Raw genomic sequence first — 26302 nt, forward strand, 5'->3', positions numbered from 1 at the left:
ATAACAAGTCATCAATGCAAATGCGTTTATTGAAATCCCTGACAAATTTGTTTAAGTTTCAGGGATAATTCCTACAAGATGCATCACTGCTATGAACGTACAAGACACTAAGCAATCCCTTATCATCGTGGAAGACGATCCCAAACTGCAGGCTATGCTGAGCGAATACTTTGCAGAGCAGGGCTTTGAAGTCAGTTGTTTCGACAATGGGACCGATGCACCCGAGGCAATTCTTGAAAGCCAGCCAGATCTCGTTCTTTTAGATTTGATGCTGCCGGGGCAAGATGGATTGAGTGTTTGCCGCCAGATCCGCGAATGCTACAAAGGCAAAGTGCTGATGCTTACCGCAAGTGATGATGATTTTGACCATGTTGCTGCGCTTGAAATTGGTGCCGATGATTTCGTAACTAAGCCGATTAAACCGCGTGTTCTGCTTGCTCGTATTCGTATGTTGTTACGCCGCAAGGAAACCACAGCTTCAGACTCCGATACCTGCCTTGAAATCGGTGTGTTATGCCTAAACCGATTACGCAAAGCTTGTAATCTAAATCATGAGCCGATTGCACTCACCGATGGTGAATTCGATTTACTTTGGGTACTCGCTAGCCATCCTGAACAAACCCTTTCTCGCGAGTGGCTTACCAAAACGTTGCGTGGAATCGAATACGATGGCACTGACCGTACGATTGACAACCGAATTGTAACGTTAAGGAAAAAGCTTAGCGATAGCACAACTCCCCCACAAAAAATCATTACTGTCCGTGGTAAAGGCTACCTCTTTATGCCTGATGCTTGGAACGCGTAATGAAACGAATTTATCTGGAAAGTTTTTTAGGTCTGATCATTCTTTTCGTCGCCAGTTTGGTTGGATATGAAGTCATTGTTTATCAATTAAATACGGACTATGACTACTTACTTGAAGAACACGAGGCACAAGCTTTCCATGAATTGATCTACCCTATTTACCAAGATAAAGGAGAAGATTACACCATTCAGCAGCTAGAGAAGTTTGCGACATCAAGCCACATGTTGCTGATAGCGCAAGAGATGACGAGCCTCCCTCCTGAAGTTGAGAAAGTTTTTGATGAAGATCCTTTCGTTAATACGGCCTTCGATGATGAGAGAGATTTATGGTTTCGCTTTGAACCTGGATCCCCAATTTTTAAACTGAGCGAAAACCCCAACAGCCCTATCATTCAAGCCATTAACTTTGATGACAACATTGTTTGGCTTTTCTTTCTAGCTGGTTTCGCGCTTTACTGTGTCTTATTGATTTGGTTCCTTAGCCGCCGTGTTCGAGCACTTGAGAAGGTCACTGTAGATTTTGCCTCTGGTGATTTTAATGCTCGAGCCGATACGTCTAGTGCCAAATCCGTGGGTACTCTGAACAAAAGCTTTAACCATATGGCAGAGAAAGTGTCTCGCCTGATCACGACCAACAAGATGCTTACCAATGCTGTCGCGCATGAACTACGTACACCGATCTTTCGGCTACAATGGCAAGCGGATCTCTTAGCTGACTCGACACTTAACAAACAACAAGAGAAATACATAAAGAGCATCGTAGAAGACATTGATGAAATGGAAAATATGGTCGAAGAGCTGCTCTACTATGCAAAAATGGAGCGACCAAATGCCGAGATTCAAACTTCCTCTGTCACCTTATCAAGCTTTGCTAAATCGTTTTTACCCAAGTGGCAACGTGACACCCAACTTTCAATCTCGATTGACGACACAAGTTCTCAGCAGACGGTCATTGATGCTGACCCGAAACTGCTTAAACGTGCCTTAGATAACCTACTTCGCAATGCAATGCGTTATGCACAAAGCCAAATCGTGCTAGAGATTGTAGAGACGCCTGAGAAGTCTTGTATTCGCATACACGACGACGGCTGTGGTGTCGAAGAGAAAGAGTGGCCTCATTTGTTTGACGCGTTTTATAGTGCTGACAAATCACGTAACAAGAGCACCAGTGGCTTCGGTTTGGGGCTTGCCATCGTCAAACAGATCGTTGAATTACAGAACGGCGAAGTCTATGTCTCACACAGCCCGTACGGCGGTGCGTGTTTTACAATCTGCTTTCCCAAGTAAATTCATAAACTTATCAATACTCCCGTAAACACCATTACAAAAGGCGACACTTCAATACAATTGGCCGACAGAGCACCACAATAAAACAGTGTACATTTAATCCATAAATTCACAGCAATAATGGATCAACGCAATGTATAAACCTCTTCTTCTCGTCACCCTTTCTTCCACACTTGCTGCTTGTGCTTACAACCAAGAACCTGTTGTCGATATGACCAATGTTGACCAAGCCCAATACGAACAAGATTTTACTTACTGCCAAGGTTACGCAGAAAAAGTAGATAAAGGTGAAGCCGCTAAAACGGAAGCACAAAATGGAGCGGTTACTGGAGCATTGGTCGGTGCCGTTGCTGGAGCATTAGAAGATGGCATCGGCGGGGCTGCTGTGGGTGCGGTTGCGGGCACCGCTGTCGGAGCAGGCGCCGGTGCTGTTGGTGGTGCTAGTGATTCAACCAAAACTCAAGCATTGGTTCTTCGTAAATGCCTAGCTAACAAAGGCTACACAGTATACGACCTTGAATCATAAAGTATAAATTCTCATCAATTGCATAAATAATTGAGTTTATAGCTGTGAATTTCACAAATGTTTCACGATCACTATTCTACTCTCCAAGCGTAATTAGATGCCTTTTCTTTAGGGGGCTTGATCCCTCATTGCCCTCTCTTTTTTTTGGCTTAGTCGTATAAGGCCCTCATTTTGAAACCAGGTAAAACAGGCATTCGCCGGATATTGGACGCAACCGGCTATTCACTTCAAGGATTGAAAGCAGCATGGACTCATGAAGCCGCTTTCAGACAGGAACTAATACTCACTCTCGTACTTTCTATATGCGCATTCTTGCTTCCTGTCACCACCTTAGAACGCATCATGATGATCAGCAGCCTTCTGTTGGTCGTGATTGTTGAATTGATTAATTCCGCCATCGAAGCGGTTGTCGATCGTGTCAGCGATGACTGGCATGAACTCAGTGGAAGAGCCAAAGACATTGGCTCCGCAGCAGTTTTTGTTGCGCTTTTTCTCGCCCTTTTTGTTTGGGCGTCGATTTTACTTTAGACCAACCGAAGAATGTCACTTATGAAGACAATTGAATCCCCAGCTAAAGGTATCTCTTATATTACCTTCACGCTTTTGCTTGCATTGTATTTCGCTCTCGTAGTGAATATTCCTATCTACAAAGAGCTCGTTCATATTTTTTCAGGATTGGATCAAGTTAAAATAGGTTTCATCATAACGATTCCTATCTTCTTCTTTGCTGCGCTGAACTTCTTATTTAACCTATTCAGTTGGCCCTGGATCGGCAAGCCATTCTTCATTTTCCTGCTTATCACGTCGGGCATGGTGAGTTACGCAAGCTACAACTACGGCACCTTGTTTGACACAGACATGATCACCAATATCGTAGAGACAGACACCAGTGAAGCCAGCTCTTACCTGAGTACCTATTCGGTCATTTGGACTGTCATCATGGGTGTCATCCCCGCTTTACTTGTTTTCAAACTGAAGTTCAAACCACTCAAAGATCAATGGCTTCGCTTTGCGCTAACCAAAATAGTATCTATGCTGGCATCGCTGGTTGTTATCGCAATCATCGCAGGGCTTTATTATCAAGACTATGCGTCGGTTGGTCGCAACAATAGTTACCTAAAAAAAGTCATCATCCCGACTCAATACGTGTACGCGATCTCTAGCTATGTAAAAGAAAACTACTTAACGACGCCAGAGCCCTATCGTGAGATTGGTACGGATGCGAAACAATCCCACCTTGCACTAGAGCAAGCAAAAGAGAAGCCGACGCTGCTTGTCTTTGTATTAGGTGAAACGGCACGAACTCAGAATTATCAAATCAACGGCTATGAACGACAGACCAACCCATACACCAGCAAGTTAGATGTCATCTCGTTCCAAGACGTTTCTTCCTGTGGTACCGCAACGGCGGTTTCTGTGCCCTGTATGTTCTCTCAATTACCACGCCACGACTTCGATCGCAGTAAAGCAGACAACCAAGATAACGCATTGGACATCATGCAGCGCGCTGGCATTGATTTGATGTGGAAAGACAACGACGGTGGTGACAAGGGTGTTGCTCATAAGATCAATAAGATGGATGTTGCACGCGGCAAACAAAACACACTTTGCAACGGCAATACCTGCTACGACATGGCGCTGCTAGACAATTTGGACGACCAAATCGCGAGCATGAAAGGTAACCGAGTTGTGGCGCTTCACCTGATTGGCAGCCATGGTCCGACTTACTTTCAGCGCTACCCAAAAGACAAAGCGTTTTTCCAACCAGACTGCCCTCGCGCAGATATTGAAAACTGCAGTGTGGAGCAAATTGTTAACTCTTATGACAACACGATCCGCTATACAGACTTCGTCTTGGATCAAACCATTGCGAAACTGAAAACGTTGGAAGATAAATACAACACGGCGATGGTCTACGTCTCTGACCACGGCGAGTCTCTGGGCGAAAACGGGTTGTTCTTACATGGTATGCCTTATGGTTTAGCACCGAATTTCCAAAAGCGTGTTCCTATGATGCTTTGGATGTCACCAGGCTTTAAACAAGCCAAACATGTCAACACTGATTGCTTGGAACAAGAAGCGCAGCAAACCGCAACGCACTCACACGATAATGTCTTCCATTCGTTGTTGGGCATTATGGATGTAGAAACCAATGCTTACGACGGCGCCTTAGATATCTTTAAGACTTGCAGAACGTCTTAGTCGAAAACAAATACCTAAAAGCCTGACACATTAACGTGAGTCAGGCTTTTTTATGGCATTTCACTCCCAAAAATCATTCTTGTTCCAGTTATAATATTGGTCTTGCTAACAAACAAAGTAGAACCAGATGAAAATTGGCATCATTGGCTTGGGCGACATTGCTCAAAAAGCTTACCTTCCTGTTATCACTCAGCTTCCAAATGTTGAGTTGGTATTTTGTACCCGCAATGCAAACACACTCAATTCACTCGCTCAACAGTATCGAATCGCAGAAACCTGCCAAGACTATCAGCAACTGGTTGGCATGGGCGTAGATGCAGTAATGATTCACGCCGCTACTAGCGTTCACCCTCAAATCGCGTCTTTCTTTTTAGAACAAGGCATCCCGACATTCGTTGATAAGCCTTTGGCAGACAGCGCTGCTGAAGTAGAAAACCTATATGAACTGGCAGAACGCGTGAAACAGCCTCTGTATGTTGGTTTCAATCGCCGTCATATTCCGCTCTACAATCAACATATGCCGAGCATCCAGAAAGGTGAACTTTCAGGCTTGAAATCTCTGCGTTGGGAGAAAAACCGTCATCAATTACCGGGGGATATCCGCACCTTCATTTTTGATGATTTTATCCACCCTCTTGATAGTGTGAACATCACGGCCAGAGCAGATCTGAAAGACGCTTACATTACACATCAAATGGATGGTGACCAACTGGCTCGTTTGGATATCCAATGGCAGCATGGTGAGACACTGCTTCACGCATCCATGAACCGCCATTTTGGGATCACCACAGAGCGTGTCCAAGCGTGCTATTCAAACAAAGCGATGGAGTTTGATTCGTTTGTTGAAGGGAAACTGTGGCAAGACAATCAGGAGCAAAAGTTGAGCTTAAAAGACTGGACGCCGATGCTGACCAGTAAAGGTTTCCACTCAATGTTGTTGGATTGGTTTGAAGTCATTCAGTCAGGCAAAATCGCTTCTGAAATCGTAGCGCGCAATATCGCTAGCCACCAACTTGCCGAAGCGATTTGTCAGCACATTGAACAGTCAGTGCGTCGATAATTAAGCACTAAAACGAGCGCGGAACGCTTTGGGAGCCAATCCCATGGTTTTGATGAACACTTTGCGAAACGCGCTCGCGTCTTGATACCCAACTTGATAAGCGATGACTTCAAAAGCTAAGTTGCTCGACTCTAATAAATCACACGCCTTTTGCACACGAAGATGCTGCAGATACTGATTCAAATTCAAACCTATCGCTTTTTGAAAACGTCTCTGAAGCGTGCGCTCAGTTAAACAGCTGATCTCCGATAGAGCTTGGTTTGAAATCACATGTGAGAAATGATCAGCCATGTAGTGCTGAGCACTAAGAACGGCACTATCACCATGTTGAAAGTTAGGTGTGAATTGCTGATAAAAACGTTGCTCTCTGGCACCAGTATCGACCACCAGCATCTTTCCCAACAAACGCATCACTGCTGGTGTACTTAGCTGAGAAACCAGCTCCAACCCCAAATCAAGCCAAGACATCATGCCACCAGCGGTAATGATGCTGCCCTCGTTGATAAGGATGGACTCGGGCTTAAGCGTCACGTTAGGAAACCTATCTCGGAATAACCCTGCCAGCCCCCAGTGTGTTGTGCACGCTTTGTTATTCAATAAATCCGCGTGAGCGAGAACAAACGCCCCTGCACATGCAGACGCCACAACCGCACCGGCTTTGTGCTGCTCAAACAACCAAGACGTTAACGCCTCACTTGGCGAAAGGTAATATTGCTCCGCACCGCTTGGCGGCAGTATGACGACCGTGAACTCATCGGCTCGAATAACGCCTTCTTTCCAATCAATGATATCTACATGAAAGCGGCATTCAACATCCAGCTCAATCGAAGCGCGGTTTGCCATCTCAAAAAGCTCCTGCAAGCCATAGACTGACGCTTTTGAAGCCCCCGGATAGTTCACAATAGCAATGTTTATCTTGTTCATTCCAATTGTCGTTTTTGACCTGTTTTTTGTCATTTTAGACACTAAGCAAGACAAAAGAAAGCACGCATAATAGCTCCCGTACCAAAGCAGCCCATCCACTGAAAACAAAAGGAAAACACCATGAGCCAAGCAGCACTTCTTGTTATCGATCTACAAAACGACTACTTCCCTAACGGTAAATTCCCTCTATGGAATACAGAAGCAACACTAAACAACATCAAGAGCGCAATTGCTAAAGCGAATGAGAAAAATATTCCTGTCATTAATATTCAGCACATCGCCGACCCAGCAATGGGCATTGCGCCTTTCTTTAATGAAGGTTCTGAAGGCGCAGACATTCACCCTGAGATCTTCGCGCTAGCGCCAAATGCCGATGTGGTTATCAAACACTTTGCAGACAGCTTTGAACAAACAAACCTTGAAGAAGTACTACAAAAACATGGGGTAACAGAGCTATTAGTAAGTGGCATGATGACGCAAAACTGTGTCACTCATACTGCGATTTCTAAAGCGGCAGAAAAATACGACGTATCAATTCTTATGGACTGCTGTACAACGGTCGATGAAATGATCCACAACATCGCACTGCACGCTGTATCAACTCGCGTCCCACTAGTAACGGCAGAACAAAAACTGTAAGCCAGCGAGCATCCACTATACTGTCTTAATTAGAATGACCCGATGCGCCACGCGTCGGGTTCTGTTGGTTGGCACTGACTCTCATTAACTCTATAGGGACAGCACAATGAAGTGGATGTCAGTTTTATCAATTATCACCTTATCGAGCGCACTCACCGGTTGTGGAGGGAGCGACTCCTCAGCTCCAGAGATTGCGGTAAGAGCTCTCAACTTTCAGACCGTTAACTTCGTCAACCAAAACCCGAGCGGTGTTTCAGATATCAGTGTTCAAGCCAATTATGGCAGCCTGCAAGAAGATATTTATTCCAATCTGCCACTTTATGGTGCGACAGAAACAGGCTTGCTGTTGATTCAAGAAAACGCCAGTACTTTTGATATCACGTTTGATTTGATTGAAACCAATAGCCAGCAAACATTAGTCAGTGAGACACGTTCAATTGCTGTCTCTAATCCTCAAGTGGTCTTTGCTTTTGGTGACGCTAGCACAGGTTTTTATGACCTCGTCTTCCAAGACAAGCCCGACACGAGCAGTACAACCAATACTCAAGTCTCTGTATTCGTTATGGACGCTAGCCAACTCCAAGGCGGTATTAATAGTGATGTTTGGGTGGATGGGTCCCAACGAATCTTTAATCTGAGCAAAAGAACCCTGTCGAGCCAGATCATTGTGGGTGCGAATACCGCAAATGTTCCGATTGAAATCAGAGAAACAGGCACTACAACGGTGATAGACACGTGCAATGTTTCTACCGAAACCAGAGCCATCATGGTGATATTTGATCCATTGGGAAACTGTCGAGTGCTGTCTGTTTTAGACCCTGTTTTTTAAGCCAATTGTTGGTATTTTGGACACTCAATAAGGTATGCATAAAACGCATACCTCACTTCACTTTTTATCATTTGTGTCATCACAGACTTATCTCTACACTTCGCGCTCTTTTTTCTACTTGAGCGCACAATGCATGCTTTTTTCTCAAACCATTTTCGCTCAGGTGCTGAGAATGTCCGTCATGTTGGGCCTGTCGTTAATCATCGTCCATAACTCACCTAAGTTATTGGAAATATTGGCAGAGCAAGCCATCAACAGCGGTTGCCATCAAACCACTGGCGACGGCGAACACCAGGATCACTCTCATCACCACCATCACCATTAATAAGAGCAAATTATGAGTATTTTCCGATTTCCAATTCTTGTTTGGCTTGGAATAGGGATTTTGATTATCTGTCTAGGGATCAGACAATCGTTCGGCATTTTCATGATGCCAATTTCAGACCACTTCCAAACGGGCCGTGAGTTCTTTAGCTTTGCTATTGCCTTACAAAACCTGTTGTTTGGTGTATTCCAACCGTTTGTTGGTATGGCGTCAGACCGTTGGGGCGCGAAGCGTATAATCATTTTAGGTGCCATTTCTTACGCTTTGGGTCTTTACCTGACTTCTATCGCAGTTGAACCAACCATGATGTATTTGTCGCTGGGTGTGCTGGTTGGCTTCGGCTTAAGCGCGACCAGTTATGTGATCGTGCTAGGCGCAGTGGCGAAAGTTGTCCCTGCACAACACGCTGCAAAAGCATTTGGTTTGACAACTGCTGCGGGCTCATTCGGCATGTTTGCGATGATCCCCGGCGCACAAGCTCTATTAAGTGACTTTGGTTGGCAAGGCGCACTTCAGGTGTTTGCCGTATTGTGTAGCTTTATGGTGATGTTTGCGTTGTTCATGAGAACGGCAAAACCACAAACTAACAACGCCGCAAGTGCTCAAGAAGATACGCAAACTCTGAAAGAAGCGTTAAAAGAAGCTTTCGCACACAAAGGTTACTGGTTGATCCACGCTGGTTTCTTCGTGTGTGGCTTCCATGTCATGTTTATCGCTACTCATTTGCCAAGTTACTTGGCAGATAAAGATTTACCGGCTTCGACAGCGGCGATGGCACTGGCGTATGTTGGCATCTTCAACATCTTTGGCTCTTACTTCTGGGGCGTGATGGCAGACCGTTACAGCAAACGCCATGTAATGTCTGCTTTGTATTTGATGCGTACAGTCGTAATCGGTGCTTTTGTGACTTTACCTGTCACCGAACACACTGCTGCCATTTTTGGCGGTGCTATCGGCTTCTGTTGGTTAGGTACGGTTCCACTGACTTCCGGCTTGGTCCGCCAGATTTTTGGTGCTCGTTACCTTTCAACCTTGTACGGCTTGGTGTTCTTCACTCACCAAGTAGGCAGCTTCTTGGGGGCTTGGGTTGGTGGTCGCATTTACGATTACTACGGCTCTTACGATCCAATCTGGTGGTCAACAGTCGTGTTAGCATTTATCGCGGCTCTTATTCACCTGCCGATCAATGACAAACCGGTACCACGTTTGAACTTGGCAACCGCGTAATCAAAGAAGGCTCTTAACGTTATAGTTGGGAGCCTTTTCTCTTTTCTCCCCGCAACACGCTTTCTGTTTTCCCTCAATCGAATAGGCATTCTCATCAATGATTGCTTATTTAAGATAAAGTGCGTCCATTCATCCTCTGTTAAGATTCGTGTGACATACTTAACACAACGCTATAAATCAAAAAGGGTTTTAAATGAGAACACTCGGCAACATCATCTGGTTTGTATTCGGTGGCGTATTCATGGGTTTGCTATGGTGGTTCTTCGGACTACTGGCTTTCATCAGCATCATCGGCATTCCATGGGGACGCGCTTGTTTCGTGATGGGTAACTTCTCGTTCTTCCCATTCGGCAAAGAAGCGGTTTCACGAGATGAACTGACCAATGAAATGGACATCGGTACTAGCCCGCTTGGCGTGATTGGTAACGTGATTTGGTTTGTATTTGCAGGTATTTGGTTGGCAATCGGTCATATACTTTCTGCCGTAGCATGCTTCGTAACCATCATTGGTATTCCGTTCGCACTTCAACACCTGAAACTGGCGGTTATCTCTCTGGCTCCGATTGGTAAAACAGTCGTGACAACAGAAGAAGCGGCAATGGCTCGCTACAACATCAACCGTTAATTTTGTCGCCCTCTGAGCATCCTGCTTAGAGGGTTATTCCTGTCAAAAGTAAGCCCATAATTGCCACTGCATACTCAAGAATAATGGATTGAAAGTTCATACTCCCACCTTAGTTAAAAGTTAAAATTAATACCTAGTTCTACGCTGTTCTCTTCACTTATCTTGGTCGACCCCGGTGAAACTCGATGCTCACCAAATGTGTACTTCACATAAGGCTCTACCCATTTCGGTTTTAAAGTAATACGTACTTCGTGATTGGTTCGATGACCACCCTCAGTGAGTTTTTTATCGTAGTTATACGAATAACCAAGTCGGATAAAATCAATCGGTGTATAGCTTGCTCCAACGGTGTTTTTCCACTCCCTTTCTGTCTTTTCCAATGATGGGAATGACTTACCGATTGAGCTGGTTCTCCACTCATGAGAGCTATTGGCGAAAACCATCCAGTCATCCCCTAACGCGGTTCCGGTAAACACGCCCGCATCATAAACGTCGAACAGATCTGCGCGGCCATAGCTCATAAATGCTTCTGTGTAGAATTGCCCGAGCATAACGCCATATCCCGTCCCCAATTCTAAATACCCCGTAGAATCGACCTCAGCAGAAATGTTCCACTCTTCTGTTGCTTGTAAGTACCCTGAAGCAGTCACAATCCATTCATCATCTGCATTGGACACATCTAAACCAAACTCTGGCATTTTGTAGTCAGCAGAAAAACACGGCACGGCAAACAGCGCGCAAAGCAGCGTCAGAGATTTATTCATTGGAATACCTATCAGAAAGACTCGAAAAGAAAAAAGGAGCCACTTAAATCAAGCGGCTCCTTGCTACTTACCCTTATGCGATTTGGTTTACGAGCGCTCAACGCGGTCGCGAATCGCTCTTTTTATTTCCTGACGTTGCTCTTGTGATAGGGATTGAACCTTTTGCTTCAGCTCTGCACGCTGTTCTTTGGTTAATTGGTTTGTAGGCAAATTAGTGACATCTTCGATTGGGTGACTAATTTCTGGTTCGATTGGGTTAATTGGCAACGGCAGTTCAATCGGATGCATTGGAACCCCTTCAATTGGGTGGCTAATATCTGGACGGTTCGTGACTCCGGCAAATAAACGCCCATCCTCGTTGCGGAATACCACCTCTGTGCCATCTTCTAAGCGCACGATGTAGTTATCCCCTTCTTTTGATGTATGACCTACAATGTCACCGTCTTCATTTCTAATCTCGCTATCATTAACGGTGTAAAAAGCACCTGAATCACCAACAACAATGTTTACAGTGTCTGTTTCATCTTTACTGATGAATACATGATTCCCATTGTCACCAACGATTACTGCCGCACCTTCAAGTTCAATGATGTCACCATATGTCGGAACAACACCGCCTCCAAAGTCAGGATCTACATCTTCTTCAATAGGATGTTCAATCTTAGGTTTCACTTCTTCCACCACCAATCGACCATCTTCTACACTCAAGTGCACGAAACCCTTGTCATTCACAAACACCAACTCGTTATTGCGAACTTCGATGTTACCAACCACATTACCTGAAGCATCTTTCACGACATCACCGTCGGTGAAGTACAGTTCACCACCGACATTAAATACGGTGTTACCTTCTACGCCACGGATTGCGACTGTGTTGTACTCACCATTGTCGCCTTGAATTGCCATTCCATCGAAATGTTCACCTTCGAAGGTTTGTACCGATGCCACACCTGCTGGCTCACTAGGGGAGTCCGAAGAACTTGATGATGAACAACCAGCTAGAAAAGATGCTGCGATAACTGCACTCAGTAATTTAACTTTCATGATTTACTCTCTTAATTTGTCGAAATTCAGGGCTGCCTCTTGCAGGTTATGTGGACTCCCTGCCCGATGAAGAGAAGTATATTGAACAGTGTTTTTTGGTACTAATTGCTTAAAAGAAACCCGCACTTAACGGCGGGTTATTAATAAACAGAGGTATAAGGCGTGATAACTGAGGGTTATTATTGTTACGACTCTCGCTCTAGGTGTCCGGTAATAATCTCCGTTACAATATTGCGCAACCAGTGCACCATCTCATTATGTCGATTCTTGTGGTGGTAGTAAGCCAGCAGAGACGGTTCGATCACCATACCATCGAGCTCAATATCAAGCCTACGGAGCTTATACAACTTATCGACATTCACGGTTTTAGACGCCGGAAACACCATATCTGAATTTGCGACCACATCAATAATTGCTGACGGGAGTTCCGAGCGAAACGCAATGTTTGGCTCTACCCCTTTGATCTTCATTATTTTTTCTGAAAATGAGATATTAGAGTTCCAGTCAGCGGCAATCACGGTCGCAAACTCAAGATGCTGGCAATCTGACACTCGTAGGCAATCACCTTGCAAGGGGTGGTCTTTTCGAACATAAGCACAAAACGCATCTTTTACGATTTCTTTCGTCAAGAGCTCTTTGGGAGCGTGGTTGATTTCGTAGTTCACACCAAGCAGAACTTCATCCTTAATAATTTCATCCATGGTAGAGCGTGACCAGTTCAGTAAATGAATTTGCACATTGGGTGCCGCCTGTCTGATTGCTTGAAATATTTCGCTTGCATAGGAACTAAGGATAAAAGGAGCTAACGCAATCTTGACCGTCCCGTTCATCTCTAATGGGTTAAAGTCTTTTGAGCCATTTAACGTCATCGATATCTCATCAAGTAACGGCGCTAAGCTTTCCGCTAAATCATTCGCGTACTCGGTAGCTCGCAAGCCATGATGGGTTTTCACGAACAGCTCATCTTCGAAATGGTCTCTTAATCGCTGCAGTGCTTTACTTACAGCCGGCTGCGAGACAAACAAACGCTCAGCGGCTCTGCGCATATTGCGTTCTTGATGGAGGATAATAAACGTCCTCAACAAATTGAGGTCGAGATTAGAGAAAAGATCTTTGGCCATATTCCACATCGATAATAACTTGAGGTTATTATTCAGCATAAGAACAGATTTGTACACTTTCCAATCTCAACCTATGAATTATTTGCACTCTCTACGCCTCTATGACGAAAAAATAACAAAGATTGAGATCTAGTTGGCGTTTATAAAATTAGAAATACGCCGTTCCGATGAACACCCTGCTCTCAGTAAACGTTAATCTGCGGCATTCTTCGCTTATCACATTCGTCAAATTTATCATTTTACATGGCTTTGAAATAAGTCGTTTTGCTCATCCCTGTATCAACTCGGATGCAGGTTTCTAGATAACTTCTTTGATGCAGGTGTGAGGGTATCAAGTGTTCGCTTTTATGCGTTGATTCTCAAAAAATAGAGTAAAAAACCTAGTACATTAAACGAGATAACCCACACCAAATTTGTAGATTGAGAACTTCTGTTAAGTGCATCCATCTTTCTCTAATAAAGGAGCTGCTCAAGCGTTTATTAAGGAAGATAAAAAGCAGTGAACTTTGAAGATTTTTTATATCTCATTGAAAGTGATTTTAGCTTTTCAATGTTCAATCAGTAATGTAGATAGGTTAAGGTTTATGGGTTACAGTTTGATACAGCAACCAAAAGTCTTTCATTCTTATACCAAAAATGGTTTAGACGCATAGCAAGGATTCCTATGATAAATAAAAAAGTATTGATTCTCTTTGCGCATCCTTCCCAGCATCGCTCAGAGGTGAATACTCCCCTTTTTAAAGCAGCTAATACAATTGAAGGTGTCACTTGTGTCGATCTCTATGCCGAGTACCCGCACTTCAATATCAATATTGACCGAGAACAACAGCGTTTACGCGACCACGATGTGGTGATTTTTCAATTTCCGCTGTACTGGTATTCCACGCCAGCCATTTTAAAAGAGTGGCAAGATCTGGTTTTAGAATACGGCTTTGCTTATGGTTCGGAAGGTACAGAGCTTCATGGCAAAACCATGCTTTGTGTCTTATCCGCAGGTGGTAAAGAAGAGGCCTATAAAGCCGAAGGCTACAACCACTTCACCATCCGTGAGCTATTAGCTCCTATAGAGCAAATGTCGGCACTGACTGGGATGAACTACATTGCTCCACTTGCATTGTTTGGTTCCCGTACCGCTCAAGAAGAAGATCGAATTCCACAGCATGTCGAACGCTACAAAACGCTGCTCAATGCGTTGGTCAATGACACACTTGATCTTGAAGCAGCGGCATCGCTCATCAAACTCAACAGTGCATTACCACAACTGATTAAGGAAGCGTCATGACAGGGATATTCTTACAAGCCTTTGTTTACCTTATTGCCGCTGTCGTCGCCGTTCCTTTAGCAAAACGTCTAGGCTTAGGCTCGGTATTAGGTTACTTGATTGCGGGTGTGGTCATTGGTCCTATTATCGGCCTCGTAGGTGAAGAAACCACAACAATTCAACACTTTGCTGAATTTGGTGTGGTCATGATGTTGTTCCTCGTTGGTTTGGAGCTTGAACCTAAAATGCTGTGGGCAATGCGTAACCGCTTGATGGGCTTAGGTGGCTTACAAGTCGGTGGAACCGCTGCTCTGATCATGGCCATCGCGCTTTATTTTGGACAAACTTGGACCGTTGCATTGGCCATTGGTCTGATTTTCGCTCTATCATCAACAGCGATTGTTCTGCAAACCTTTAGCGAGAAAGGACTGACCAAAACAGAAGGTGGTCAGAACGCGTTCTCGGTGCTGCTTTTCCAAGATATCGCCGTAATTCCAATGTTGGCGTTTATTCCGCTATTGGCACTACCAGAGTTGGTAGAACAAGCGCAATCGGCAGCGCAAGCAGCTGCAGAACACCATGAGGAACTTAGCCTAGTGGCTGGACTTCCTGGCTGGGCTTACGGTCTAGTGATTACGGCTTCTATTGCTATCGTCGTTGTTGGCGGACATTTCCTAAGTCGTCCACTGTTCCGCTACGTAGCAAGCTCTGGTCTGCGTGAAATTTTTACTGCAACGGCATTGATGCTGGTGATCGGCATTGCAGCTTTGATGAGCCTAGTGGGTCTGTCCCCTGCGCTGGGTACGTTCTTAGCAGGCGTAGTACTGGCGAACAGTGAGTTCCGCCATGAGCTGGAATCAAATATTGAGCCGTTTAAAGGCTTGCTGCTTGGCCTGTTCTTTATCACGGTAGGTGCTGGCATCGACTTCTCAGTGCTGTTCAGCGACTTTGGTTTGATCATCGGTCTAACGCTTGGCGTGATGATTCTGAAAGCAGCGATTCTATTCGCACTTGCGTTTATCTTCCGTATCAAAGGCAGTAACCGTTGGTTGTTTACTTTGAGCTTGGCGCAAGCGGGTGAATTCGGCTTTGTGCTATTAAGCTTCTCGGTACAAAACCACGTAATCCCATTCGAGCTTTCACAAACACTGGCATTGGTTGTTGCGATCTCTATGTTCCTAACGCCTGGTCTATTCATTCTATTTGATAAAGTGATTCTTCCTCGCTTTGAAAGTGAATCGAATGAGCGCGAAAGTGACACCATTGAAGAGCAAGGCACCGTCATCATTGCAGGCATTGGTCGCTTTGGTCAGATCGTAAATCGCTTATTGGTATCTAATGGCGTGGAAACGGTTGTACTCGACCACCAAGCAAGCCAAGTCGACAACATGCGACAAATAGGCACTCGTGCCTACTTCGGGGACGCTATGCGCCCGGATATGCTACATACCGCTGGCATTGAGCACGCTGCCGCCATTGTCGTAGCCATCGACAATCAAGAAGCGAGTGTTGAACTGGTCAAATACGTCAAGCACACGTATCCGAAGGTGAAAATCATTGCGCGCGCCTTTGACCGTGGACATAGTTACTTACTTCGTCAAGCAGGCGCAGATATTATTGAATCTGAAACCTATCATTCAGCTTTGGAGATGGGCGGTCATGTTATGAAATCACTGGGCATTCACCCGTTCTATGTAGAGCAACAGAAAGCAACCTATAAACGCGTGGAAGACCGAAAGTCTGACATGTTATACGAAGCATGGGCAGACGATTCTGAAGGAGAGCGTTACGATAACAACTTCCGTCAACTGTTTATCCATCTTGAAGAAAAGATGGCAGAAGAGATGCAAAAGGATCGTCACGATAAGCTCTCCCGTTCTGAGCGTGGTTGGACACCTCCGCCGAAAGGGTATGCGGATGACTTCAACGAAGAAAACGTCCAAGAGCTGAACCCTTGCAAAGAACAACCTTAATAAACGCGAAAACCTCCCACGCTGGGAGGTTTTTTTAATGCGAGAAAGGGAGAAAGGGAGAAAGGGAGAATAATTACCTACGTCAGATCACTCATCAATGTCTCATACTCTTCATTCGCTTCATCAACTAAATGCGACAGTTCTAATGCGTCGGTTTTCGCTAAGTTGAACTGCCACGAAATGGTGTCTTCTTTCCCGCAAATACAAGTTTGAGCGCCACTACTTTCAAAAGAAAGATCATCAAACTCGGTGGTGTGGCGTTCTTGAAGCTCGACAATTTCAACTTCCAATTTACCGACGGGATTGACTTCAACATGGGCGTGTAAATCTGGGCTATTCGATAAACAATACTCTCGATGAACTGCAATCATGGCTGCCTCCTTGGTCTGCCAACTGACAACTCATCAAATAGTGTAGACGAGGCATTTTGAACGTGGGGTGAAATAATAATGAAGATTGATCCTGAATAAAAATTCATCAATTTTAATTCCAAACCAACTCTGAATGTTCGACTCGATAACCGTCAGTTTTTACATAAAATTACTTCGTCAATGCGCGATTCAATCGCCTTTATTGCTAATGTCACTGCCATCGGCACATGAGCTTGGTAAGGATGCAATACATAAATTGGGTTCACCTTTGACGCTTTCACACCGGGAACCGGTTCAAGAAACGAGTTCGACTCCAACATAAAATCAGGCAAGAGCCCAACGCCTAACCCCATTTCTAAAAGACTGGCCACATCAAAGACGGTATTCGCTCGGTGCTTCACTGGATATTGAATTTGATGTTCCAGCTCCTTGGAAGCAAACGCATGGACCACAGGTTCAAGCTGCCAATGTTGAGCAATATAAGGCGCACTTTCAAAATCAGTATGCGCGCCTTTCGCACGACACAAGACGTCACAAAACTGCCCTACTTTGCGCTGCTTAACGTTTGAATCACCAGAAGCCCCTACTCGTACGGCAAGATCGATATCCTGTTGAACGATATCTACATGCTTATCATCACTGATCAAATTCAACTGCACATCAGAGTAATCAGCAAAAGCACTCGTTAAAGCAGGCAACACTATTGAACGCATTAGTGCATGTGGCGCAGTGACAGTAAGCCTTCCCGTTGGCACTTGCTTTAACTCTGTGGCTTCTAACCACGCAGCTTCTGCTTGTTTTGTCATTTGCGCGCACTGCTCGTAAAAGCGTTCGCCCGTCGAGGTTAGAGTTTGCTTTCTGGTAGTACGTTTGAGTAAGCAAGTATCCAGCTCTAGTTCAAGTTGCTTCAAAGCAGAGCTCAACACTGACTTAGAAAGCTCTAACTTATCGGCAGCTTTGGAGATTGAACCACACTCGACAATATGAACGAACAGAGACATTAAACGCAGCTTATTCATCGCCCTTCCTTATTGTTCTTTTTTACAGAACATTCAATTCTTATTACTTTGTTTTTCCACCTCAATTCTAACCCTATGATGATTACATAAACAAACACCAATCACAGGATATTCAGGATGACTCAATCAGTTTTAGAACGCGCTCAAGCAGGCATCTCAGCATGGCAAATCGCTTTCAACAATCAAGACGCTGCGGGCTGTGCAGCACAATACGCAGAAGACTGCATTATGGTAGCTAAGCCATTTGGCACTTTTGAAGGGCGCGAAGCAATCCAAGCATTCTGGCAAAACATCATGGACCAAGGTTTTAACAGCGTGGACTACACCAACACTAAGTGGGAACAAGACAGCGAAAATGGCTACATTCTTTCTTCAGATTGGACGATGAACAAGGCGTTTGGTGTCGTACACAAAGAGTTATGGGAAATTCAAGAAGATGGTTTGTCTCGCCTAACGTACGATGAGTTTGAAGTGCTTGGTGAACGATAAGCTTTAAGTCTTTCAGAATAAAAAAATCCCCAAGCCGAAACTTGGGGATTTTTGTTTTTCAGTTTACTTAATTACATTAAGCAAAGATGAAGGTGTATAGGTAACCTGCGCCCATTGCCATCGTTAAGATAACGAATAGGAAGGCTGCAATCATTTGGTTCTTAAAGATTGATTTCAACAAAATCACTTCTGTAAGACTTGCGCCTGCGCTACCAATGATAAGTGCCATTACTGAACCCAGTGCCATACCTTTTTGTACTAGCGCCGCACTTAGTGGAATAACTGCCTCTGCACGGATGTACAATGGAATACCAATAATTGCTGCTACTGGAATCGCGTACCACTTCGCTTCACCTGCGTACTCCGCAATAAGATCCGTTGGGATGAAGCCGTAGATGAATGAACCAATCGCAATACCCATCATTAGGTAAGGGAATACTTGTTTAAAGTCTTTCCAAGTTGAGTGCCAAATACGTACCCAGCGGCTAGGCTCTTTTTCTTCCACGATGGTCGCTGTTGCACTACCGTCTGATGAACAGCAAGACACTTCTACTTTAGGCTCCGCTTTTGGCGCGCTATCACCACAACAAGATGTTTTTGTTGCAACTGGTGCAGGTTCGCCACAAGCGCTGGTACCACAGCTTGATGCAGGTTTCGCTTGTTCTTTTTTCTTGCTTGAATCACCGCAAGATGTACCACATGAAGAGGTGCCTGCTGCTTCGTACGCTTCTGGTTTTACGTAACGTTCAAAGCCTAGCTTTTCAAGTACATAGCCTGCAACCACAGACACTGTCATCGCGATAGCAAAGTAGAATACCGCGACTTTCCAACCAAAGGTCACTACAAACAAACCAATGATTACAGGGTTAAGTAGTGGACTGGCAAATAGGAACACCATCATAGGTCCAAAACCTGCTCTTGCACGCAATAGACCTTTCAAGAAAGGAATGGTCGAACACGAACAGAAAGGCGTAATCGAACCTAATAGCGCAGCAATAAAGTAACCTTTACCCTTTTTTGAGCTCAGGATAGATTGAATTTTTTCTGGCGTTAGAAAATCTTGCAACACACCCACTATGTAGCTAATTGCTAGGAATAGGATGATAAGTTCGGTTGCTAGAAACGCAAACATATCAAGCGCTTCCTTAGCCATGGTCATGATTTCTGGATTCATATTGATTCTCCTACTGATGTCACATCAGTAACTGTAAATTTCCTAATGAAGCTGAACTCTTCACTTCTATTTTTCTCGAATTATAGAATTAAAAATCGACGCGTCAACCATTATATTTCGACAAATATCGAAATATAATTTAAAGTCTTAATAATCAATTAATTAACTAGGTATTTTTTCTTGTTTGCTATTCACCCACACTTTCACTATCATCGAAATGTATTTATCGTCTGTCATTCCAAGAGGTCAGTATGGAACTCGAAGCTGTAGCAAAAGCGCTCAAAGAGCTAGGACACCCTACCCGTTTATGTATCTATAAAGAGGTGGTCAAAGCAGGCTATGAAGGAATCGCGGTTGGTGGCGTACAAGATAAACTTGGTATTCCAGCCTCTACCCTTTCTCATCACATTTCGAGCCTAGCCTCAGCAGGCTTAATTAGTCAGCGTCGTGAAGGTCGCACTTTGTATTGTGTTGCTGAGTATGAATGTTTAGATACGGTTATTGGTTTCTTGCGTGACGAGTGTTGCATCAATGAAAACTGCTAACCTCGAATCAATTTGGAGCGAATACGAACACGCTATTCATGCGTTCTTGCGCTCTAAAGTCAGCAATGAAGATGATGTAGACGACTTAAAGCAAGAGATTTTACTTAAGACTTATCAAAACCTTGCGGATATTCGTGATGTATCAAGCGTCAAATCTTGGCTCTTCCAAATCGCGAATAACGTCATCATCGATTTCTACCGTAAACGCGCTCGAAATCAGCGTGATAATGACCTCGTTGCTGACGATCTTTGGTTTGAAGAGCAAGAATCAAACCTGAAACAAGAACTGTCAAAGTGCATTGCGCCGTTTGTGCAAGCATTACCAGATGAGCAATCGCAACTGCTCTCTTCTATTGAGCTTGAAGGCATGAGCCAGAAGAAGTTGGCCGAAGAGCAAGGTATCAGCTACTCAACCCTTAAATCGCGCGTACAGAGAGGACGTGTCGAATTGAAAAAGCTATTTGAAGAATGTTGCAGTTTCTCGTTCGACAAACAAGGTCGTATGACAGATTGCAACCAAAACGGTGCTTCTTGCGATAAATGTTAATCCCTCGCTGAATGCCCACCTCACAATGAATACCGATAGCTTGGCGGCTAGTCATCGAGTCGCCTATCCATGAACTCAATCACAGCTTTATCTCATCGTCCGCTCTCTCATTTGCTATCTTGCTGAATAGTAAGCTTTACTTCTTCTGCTTTAAGGAAGAAGGAAACTTATATTTATGATCTCATTAAGAGAACTCACCAAAGAAAACTATCTAGATTGTATTCGTCTCAATCTTTACCCGGAACAAGAAGAAAACCTTGCCTCCAACGCGATTACGATTGCTCAGTCACGCTTTGAAACCGACTACCGATTGAAAGTGATTTATGAACAAGAGACGGTGATCGGTTTGCTTGCGTTTTGCCATGAAGACGAGCCGCTTGATTACTCCATTTACTGGCTGTTCCGCTTTATGATCGACAAAGATCATCAGAACAAAGGATATGGAAAGCAAGTACTTAACTTGTTAGTTGAAGAAGTGAAACAACTCGGCGGGAAAACCTTACTCACGATGCATAAACCCTCCAATCAGCAGGCAGGTAAGCTTTATCGTACGTTCGGATTTCAAGAGGATGGCGTACTCGATGATGGTGACATATCACTACGATTAGTGCTTTGTTAATTCAGTACGAATCCAAAATGGAGAGTTCTGGCTTTTACACCTGTTTATCAAACCATTCGGTCACCAACGCCACCAGCTTTTGATGGACAGGACTTAACGTATTGCCTCGCTTTAGTAACACATAGCCTGCACGACCTTCGTTTGCCATAAAATCGATATTTAACGGGACAAACTCGCCTTTCTCATCATGAGCTTGCACTAAATGATGAGGAAGCAAGGCAAAGCCATCATTTTTCAATAATCGCATCAACACATCGATGTTACTGATTCGCGAGATGTTCGGTGACATAACCTGTTGATTACCAAGTGCACTGGTACTGAAATTTTCTGCAATGTACTGATGATGTGAAGCAAGATCCTGCAGAGTCACCACAGGTTTCTGCGCTATCGGACTTTTCTGATGCGCATAGAAGGTAAACCTTGGATAACCCAAGTTAATAAAAGACATCCCTTCTGTTGGGAACGCTTTACCACTGTTGAGTACCACCGCGAAATCCGCTTGTTTCGCCATAAGCATTTCTAACGCTTCATCTCGGCTGCGATGTAACCAATGAATCGCTGTACTCTTGTATTGCTTACGTAACGACAGGTCGATGTCCGCTATGGCATCACACGGTACCGACATGTCGTGACAAATCGTTATCTCCGGAACATCCCCTTGAGAGTAGCTGTCGCAAGAAAGCTCTAAAGACTGCATTTGGTAAAGAATATGCTTGGCTTGGGTCAGTAACGTCACTCCTACTTCCGTCAAAACTGGCGTTCTTCCCTTGCGTTCAAACAAGATCACATCCCAATCAATTTCGAGATCGCTGACTTGGTGATGCAGCGTCGCCCTGTCTTTCCCGATTACTCTTGCGGCTTGGCTAAATGATCCATGCTCCGCGACAGCGACAAATGCAGTAAGTTGCTCAAGACTGGCTCTGGGCATTGAAAGATCCTCAAACAATAAACTCGTTTATCTTAGCTCAACCTATATTCTTTTGTTGCAAAGTTTGCAACATAACTGAGATTACATGGTGAATTTTAAGCGTAATAATGACCTCGTATTGAAACGTTACGAGGGCAATTCAATGAAAGGTTTTAGCAAAAAAGTACTTCTAGCAGCATCTGTTGCAATGGCAGTTGGCAGCATCTCTACCGCAGCAAATGCGTGTTCACGTTTGGTTTGGGAGACTCAAGACCACGGTGTATTTGTCTCTCGTACTATGGATTGGATGGAAGCCAATCAGCCAACTATTGATGTTCGTCACGCAGGCCAAACCTACCGCGGCTACGATAAAGACGATGCGCTTACGTGGACATCGAAATACGCTTCTATCGGTGTAAGTATTTACGGCGTTGGCATTATTGATGGCTTTAACGAAAAAGGCTTTGCAGCGAATGCTCTGTTCTTGGATGAAGAAAACCCAGGCGAACCACAAGCTGGCAAACAACAAATTGAAAACTCACGCTTTGTCGCCTATTTGATTGATAGCTTTGCATCCGTTGATGAAGCATTGAAGCATCTAGATTCAATCCAAATCCAACAGTTCAGCCACAATGGCATCGAAATGAAGGGACATTATTCATTAGAAGACGCAAGTGGTGACTCTGCTGTGTTGGAATACATCGACGGCGCTTGGCAAGTTCATCATGGCAAACAATATGACGTGATGACTAACAGCCCAGAGTACGCGCAACACTTGAAAAACTGGCAAGAAGCGCAACCAAAAGCGAAGAGTGATGTGAATGGTGAGTTCCCGATCCCGGGCAACATTAATTCTGCTCAACGCTTTATCTGGAACAGCTACATGAAGGATCAGCTTAAAGAGCCTAGCAGCTACACCAATGGCATTGCGAAACTGGATAGTGTGACCTACAAAATCCCATTGGACGCGGCAAACCGCCCAGTGAATGGCGAAATGCGTGGCTACGCAACCATCTATGGTTTGGTGTACAACCTAGACCAAAAAGTGATGAACATGCGTTACCAGTATGACGACAGTTACACGCAGTACTCAGTGGACTTTAACAAGTTGAATGACGGACATAACTACACCATCAAAGCCGATTTACCGGATCTGTTTGGTGACATTTCATCTCGCTTAGAAAAAGGCGATGGCGTCATGGGTCAGCACTTAGTGAAATAGCTTAAACAGCAGAACTTGAAAGGTGTTTGGACAAACATCTACCAAAGGCGCCGACTTACTCGGCGCTTTTTTTATCCTCACAGCACATAAATAAGACAATAACTCAATTTGGATTACATAAGTTTATGAATATGAGAACAAATGATAATTTTTGAAAGCATTGTCTTAAGGCTAATATACGTGGAACAAAATGAAGATTTCCAACTATTCTAACGTTATTAAGCCATATAACTCGTGCTTTATGCCCTTAGAGGAAAAGAATGAAAGCGATCACTTACCAAAAAGATCAAGATACCTTTACCTATACCGACATCGACACTCCAGCGCTTGCGAGTGGATTAGATGTGTTAGTGAAAGTTCATGCTATTGGGCTCAACCCTGTCGATGCAAAGGTCAACCTTTGGCACGAGATGGTCGATGGCATGGACGATACTTTCGTTGGTGGCCTCGATGTTTCGGGGGAAATCGTTGCCATCGGTGACAAGGTATCGGGTTGGCAGGTAGGTGATCGCGTTCTCTATCATGGCAACATGCGTCGAATGAGCGGTGGTTTCGCCGAATACGCGATTCACGACTCACGCACGTTGGTTGCTCACCCAAATGTTGAACCAGAAATCGCAGCCGCAACACCTTGTGCTGGCTGGACGGCTTATCGAGCTCTTGTCGACAAGCTAAACATCTCAACTCGTAAAAGCATCTTTATTGCCGGAGGGTCGGGAGGCGTTGGCTGTTTTGCTATTCAGCTGGCACGCTTCTTTGGCGTAAAAACCATCATCACAACCAGTTCAGCGCTCAACCATGAATTTGTTCGATCGTTAGGCGCAACACATGTCATTGACTACAAACTAGAAGATGTTCGAGAACAAGTCATGTCTATCACTGAAGGCTTAGGCGTAGAAGTATCTTTGGATTGCGTTGGTGGCGACAACGACATCTTGTGTGCCTCTGTGCTGGGGTTTGAAGGCGAAATGGTAGAGCTAGTAAGAACAACCCGAGCAACCGAATACCCAGGCGCTTTCCTGCAAGGGCTTACTTTCCATCAGTTAAGCTTAGGATCTGGCCATGTTCACGGTGAGATAGGTTTTCATTCTTTGGTAAAAGCCGGGAGTGAGTTTTCTCACATGCTAGAACGCGGTGAGATCACAATACCTAAGTTGGAATTGGTGGAGCTAAAAGACGTCCCTCAAGCATTAATAGCAATTCGTCAGCAACGTACGGTTGGAAAAGTTGTCGCGACAATAACCAATTAGTGCTTAAGCGACAGCATAATGATGAAGCGCAAGCTTGAAAAATAGCTTGCGCTTCCTATCCAACACTTAGTTTGTCACCAACAACATTGCTGATTTCGCCGCCACTTTAACCTCTTCACCGTTAGGCACTTGTTCTCCGGTCATCATATCAACCAGAGCCTTGTTCACTGTCAGTTGCAGTGATTGCGCTCGCGCAGATTTGTTGAGTACCAAGATGCCCTTCTCGCCGCGCTGAAGTACCAACATATCGTCGTTACCTTCCAGTACCGTCATTGGTTCGCCATGAACAAGATTATGGAATGCCACCATCTTTGCCATACGTGCGTCCTTCCACGCATTCTGCCATCTTGGTTTACCGTCCACGCCCTTGATGCCACTGGTATCCAGATCCGTGTAGATAAGCGGAACACCACCATCGCGTCCCAGAATGTAGGCATACGCTAGCCATTCGTTCTCTTCATCCATGACTAAATCCAAGAACACATCATTGTTTGGAATATCATGAGTAATCGCGAAAGTAATAGCTCGACGGTTAGATAAAGCCTGACCAAAACAGTACGGGTCGATCAAAGACTTAAAACTGCCTTTCTTCGAAAATGCCTTAAAAATGGTTGAGAACAACGGGAAGTCGTAGGCCCCCAAACGCGTTTCTTTTAAGTACGGTTCAAGGAACAATTCATATTCTTCTTCTGTCGCGCCACCATCTGTGATGATTTCACCAAAGATATGAACGTCTTGAGTAATGTCATCAGTCCACACTTGCTTTAAATGCTCAAGAGTCATGTGCTTTGCGGCATCAATACGGAAGCCCTTTACGCCTAGTGACTTAAGTGACATCAAGTAAGCTTTCTGCTGCGCAGCCACATGGTGACATACTCGTAATGTCGGCAATCCAGGGTCCGTTGGGCCCCCCGTAATACGACCGTTCTGCACTTCCCACTTGTCTTTCCAATCTTTTATGCCAAATGCTTCAACGAAGTCATTTTCATCAAACAGCGGTTCTGACAAGTCACCGAATAGAATAAGGTCTTGATACTTTTCAGCGTTCTGCTGGTAATCGTCCATCACGGCTTGGCGCGGATATTGTAAATCCGAGCGTAAATGGGCTTCGTTCGCCATGTGATTAAAGACGACGTCGGCATAAACCAATACACCTACACGGTCGAGCGCTTCAACCATGTTTTTAAAATCTGTGGTATTGCCGAGCGCATTGTCGATAACACGATAATCTTGAGGTTGGTAACGCTGCCACCAGCGTTCGTCTTGTGCGCTTTTCATCGGCGGAGAAACCAATACTGAGCCATAACCAAGCTCGCCGATCTCCTTTGCACTTAAGGCAACGTCAGCATACTTCCAATCAAAAGCATGCAAGATAACATTTGCACCTGTTAATTGTGTTTTCTGTAAGCTACTCATGTCTATCTCCTAGTCGCGTTCGCTCACCCATTGTTACTCGTATTCTTCGTGAGCGAATCCAATAGCCAAAATTATAAGAACTATTAGCGAACCTCCCTCACCCCTTTTGCGTTTCTGCTAGGTGGAAAAACA

At 44.6% G+C, this 26302-nt stretch carries 28 protein-coding genes; 19 read left to right on the forward strand and 9 right to left on the reverse strand.

All coding sequences use genetic code 11. The features are described from left to right. Positions 1-91: 91 nt before the first annotated feature. The 6 genes from L1076_RS02930 to L1076_RS02955 all read left to right on the forward strand — a co-directional run bounded on the left by L1076_RS02930 (position 92) and on the right by L1076_RS02955 (position 5879). Positions 92-805 carry a response regulator gene (locus L1076_RS02930; RefSeq protein ID WP_042604941.1) on the forward strand — a complete coding sequence of 238 codons (714 nt, stop codon included), beginning with the start codon at positions 92-94 and terminating at the stop codon, positions 803-805. Continuing rightward, positions 805-2091 (forward strand): ATP-binding protein, encoded by a 1287-nt coding sequence (locus L1076_RS02935; protein ID WP_237303098.1) that lies wholly within the window; start codon positions 805-807, stop codon positions 2089-2091. Before L1076_RS02930 ends, L1076_RS02935 begins: the two co-directional genes overlap by 1 nt. Before the next feature lie 133 nt (positions 2092-2224). Beyond that, the gene (locus L1076_RS02940) at positions 2225-2617 is read left to right on the forward strand and encodes a glycine zipper family protein (protein ID WP_038877700.1); all 393 of its coding nucleotides are present in this window, start codon (positions 2225-2227) and stop codon (positions 2615-2617) included. Between the two features lie 171 nt (positions 2618-2788). Continuing rightward, positions 2789-3145 (forward strand): diacylglycerol kinase, encoded by a 357-nt coding sequence (locus L1076_RS02945; RefSeq protein ID WP_054755197.1) that lies wholly within the window; start codon positions 2789-2791, stop codon positions 3143-3145. A 21-nt stretch (positions 3146-3166) separates the two neighbouring features. Further along, complete coding sequence (locus tag L1076_RS02950) at positions 3167-4819, forward strand: phosphoethanolamine--lipid A transferase (protein ID WP_237303099.1); 1653 nt, start codon at positions 3167-3169, stop codon at positions 4817-4819. 127 nt (positions 4820-4946) lie between these two features. Continuing rightward, positions 4947-5879, forward strand: a complete 933-nt coding sequence (locus tag L1076_RS02955) for a Gfo/Idh/MocA family oxidoreductase (RefSeq protein ID WP_104034380.1) — start codon at positions 4947-4949, stop codon at positions 5877-5879. Here L1076_RS02955 and L1076_RS02960 read toward each other — a convergent pair whose 3' ends face one another. Next, a complete protein-coding gene (locus tag L1076_RS02960; protein WP_237303100.1) occupies positions 5880-6803 on the reverse strand; it encodes a helix-turn-helix domain-containing protein in 924 nt (307 codons plus the stop codon). It abuts the gene before it with no gap. Positions 6804-6923: 120 nt separating this feature from the next. On the opposite strand from L1076_RS02960, the gene L1076_RS02965 reads away from it, so the two are divergent. The 5 genes from L1076_RS02965 to L1076_RS02985 all read left to right on the forward strand — a co-directional run bounded on the left by L1076_RS02965 (position 6924) and on the right by L1076_RS02985 (position 10448). Next, positions 6924-7442: a cysteine hydrolase family protein gene (locus L1076_RS02965; RefSeq protein ID WP_104038456.1), complete on the forward strand. Its 519-nt coding sequence runs from the start codon at positions 6924-6926 to the stop codon at positions 7440-7442. Positions 7443-7548: 106 nt separating this feature from the next. Continuing rightward, the gene (locus tag L1076_RS02970) at positions 7549-8271 is read left to right on the forward strand and encodes a hypothetical protein (protein WP_104038455.1); all 723 of its coding nucleotides are present in this window, start codon (positions 7549-7551) and stop codon (positions 8269-8271) included. A 172-nt stretch (positions 8272-8443) separates the two neighbouring features. Further along, positions 8444-8596, forward strand: coding sequence for a hypothetical protein (locus L1076_RS02975; protein WP_005535284.1), 153 nt, complete (start codon positions 8444-8446; stop codon positions 8594-8596). A 12-nt stretch (positions 8597-8608) separates the two neighbouring features. After that, positions 8609-9823 carry an MFS transporter gene (locus L1076_RS02980; protein WP_045404674.1) on the forward strand — a complete coding sequence of 405 codons (1215 nt, stop codon included), beginning with the start codon at positions 8609-8611 and terminating at the stop codon, positions 9821-9823. A gap of 193 nt (positions 9824-10016) precedes the next feature. After that, the gene (locus L1076_RS02985; protein ID WP_009704819.1) at positions 10017-10448 is read left to right on the forward strand and encodes a YccF domain-containing protein; all 432 of its coding nucleotides are present in this window, start codon (positions 10017-10019) and stop codon (positions 10446-10448) included. A gap of 113 nt (positions 10449-10561) precedes the next feature. On the opposite strand, the gene L1076_RS02990 is transcribed toward L1076_RS02985, so the two are convergent. The 3 genes from L1076_RS02990 to L1076_RS03000 form a co-directional block, all read right to left on the reverse strand. Further along, positions 10562-11212, reverse strand: a complete 651-nt coding sequence (locus L1076_RS02990) for a hypothetical protein (RefSeq protein WP_237303101.1) — start codon at positions 11210-11212, stop codon at positions 10562-10564. A gap of 87 nt (positions 11213-11299) precedes the next feature. Beyond that, on the reverse strand, positions 11300-12256 hold the full coding sequence (locus L1076_RS02995; RefSeq protein ID WP_237303102.1) for a hypothetical protein: 957 nt from the start codon (positions 12254-12256) through the stop codon (positions 11300-11302). A gap of 185 nt (positions 12257-12441) precedes the next feature. Further along, on the reverse strand, positions 12442-13377 hold the full coding sequence (locus tag L1076_RS03000; protein ID WP_054755402.1) for a LysR family transcriptional regulator: 936 nt from the start codon (positions 13375-13377) through the stop codon (positions 12442-12444). Between the two features lie 664 nt (positions 13378-14041). Between L1076_RS03000 and L1076_RS03005 the strand changes: the two genes are divergently transcribed. Both L1076_RS03005 and L1076_RS03010 read left to right on the forward strand, forming a co-directional pair. Continuing rightward, positions 14042-14659, forward strand: a complete 618-nt coding sequence (locus L1076_RS03005) for an NAD(P)H-dependent oxidoreductase (protein ID WP_039975008.1) — start codon at positions 14042-14044, stop codon at positions 14657-14659. After that, positions 14656-16611: a monovalent cation:proton antiporter-2 (CPA2) family protein gene (locus L1076_RS03010; RefSeq protein WP_039975009.1), complete on the forward strand. Its 1956-nt coding sequence runs from the start codon at positions 14656-14658 to the stop codon at positions 16609-16611. The genes L1076_RS03005 and L1076_RS03010 overlap by 4 nt, the downstream gene beginning before the upstream one ends. 77 nt (positions 16612-16688) lie before the next feature. Here the strand turns inward: L1076_RS03010 and L1076_RS03015 are convergent, their stop codons facing one another. After that, entirely contained in the window at positions 16689-16982 is a 294-nt protein-coding gene (locus L1076_RS03015; RefSeq protein ID WP_054755194.1) for a hypothetical protein, read from the reverse strand. 152 nt (positions 16983-17134) lie between these two features. Further along, positions 17135-18001, reverse strand: a complete 867-nt coding sequence (locus L1076_RS03020) for a LysR family transcriptional regulator (protein ID WP_054755193.1) — start codon at positions 17999-18001, stop codon at positions 17135-17137. A gap of 117 nt (positions 18002-18118) precedes the next feature. On the opposite strand from L1076_RS03020, the gene L1076_RS03025 reads away from it, so the two are divergent. Further along, on the forward strand, positions 18119-18490 hold the full coding sequence (locus tag L1076_RS03025; protein WP_039975012.1) for a nuclear transport factor 2 family protein: 372 nt from the start codon (positions 18119-18121) through the stop codon (positions 18488-18490). Between the two features lie 76 nt (positions 18491-18566). Here L1076_RS03025 and L1076_RS03030 read toward each other — a convergent pair whose 3' ends face one another. Further along, positions 18567-19664, reverse strand: coding sequence for a permease (locus L1076_RS03030; protein ID WP_039975013.1), 1098 nt, complete (start codon positions 19662-19664; stop codon positions 18567-18569). A gap of 251 nt (positions 19665-19915) precedes the next feature. Here L1076_RS03030 and L1076_RS03035 point away from each other — a divergent pair, with 251 nt between their 5' ends. The 3 genes from L1076_RS03035 to L1076_RS03045 all read left to right on the forward strand — a co-directional run bounded on the left by L1076_RS03035 (position 19916) and on the right by L1076_RS03045 (position 21375). Beyond that, positions 19916-20209 carry a metalloregulator ArsR/SmtB family transcription factor gene (locus tag L1076_RS03035; RefSeq protein WP_005433559.1) on the forward strand — a complete coding sequence of 98 codons (294 nt, stop codon included), beginning with the start codon at positions 19916-19918 and terminating at the stop codon, positions 20207-20209. Continuing rightward, complete coding sequence (gene sigZ / locus L1076_RS03040) at positions 20196-20756, forward strand: RNA polymerase sigma factor SigZ (protein ID WP_104026571.1); 561 nt, start codon at positions 20196-20198, stop codon at positions 20754-20756. The genes L1076_RS03035 and sigZ overlap by 14 nt, the downstream gene beginning before the upstream one ends. Before the next feature lie 175 nt (positions 20757-20931). Continuing rightward, on the forward strand, positions 20932-21375 hold the full coding sequence (locus L1076_RS03045) for a GNAT family N-acetyltransferase (protein WP_054755190.1): 444 nt from the start codon (positions 20932-20934) through the stop codon (positions 21373-21375). Positions 21376-21409: 34 nt separating this feature from the next. Here L1076_RS03045 and L1076_RS03050 read toward each other — a convergent pair whose 3' ends face one another. Next, a complete protein-coding gene (locus tag L1076_RS03050; RefSeq protein ID WP_063345558.1) occupies positions 21410-22303 on the reverse strand; it encodes a LysR family transcriptional regulator in 894 nt (297 codons plus the stop codon). A gap of 85 nt (positions 22304-22388) precedes the next feature. Here L1076_RS03050 and L1076_RS03055 point away from each other — a divergent pair, with 85 nt between their 5' ends. Both L1076_RS03055 and L1076_RS03060 read left to right on the forward strand, forming a co-directional pair. Continuing rightward, the gene (locus L1076_RS03055) at positions 22389-23504 is read left to right on the forward strand and encodes a linear amide C-N hydrolase (RefSeq protein ID WP_237303103.1); all 1116 of its coding nucleotides are present in this window, start codon (positions 22389-22391) and stop codon (positions 23502-23504) included. A 260-nt stretch (positions 23505-23764) separates the two neighbouring features. Next, positions 23765-24754, forward strand: a complete 990-nt coding sequence (locus L1076_RS03060; protein ID WP_237303104.1) for a zinc-binding dehydrogenase — start codon at positions 23765-23767, stop codon at positions 24752-24754. Positions 24755-24820: 66 nt separating this feature from the next. On the opposite strand, the gene L1076_RS03065 is transcribed toward L1076_RS03060, so the two are convergent. Continuing rightward, on the reverse strand, positions 24821-26170 hold the full coding sequence (locus L1076_RS03065) for an alpha-amylase family protein (RefSeq protein WP_237303105.1): 1350 nt from the start codon (positions 26168-26170) through the stop codon (positions 24821-24823). Positions 26171-26302: the final 132 nt, after the last annotated feature.

The sequence above is a fragment of the Vibrio sp. MMG023 genome (assembly GCF_021654215.1).
In the GTDB taxonomy this organism is placed as follows: Bacteria; Pseudomonadota; Gammaproteobacteria; order Enterobacterales; family Vibrionaceae; genus Vibrio; species Vibrio jasicida.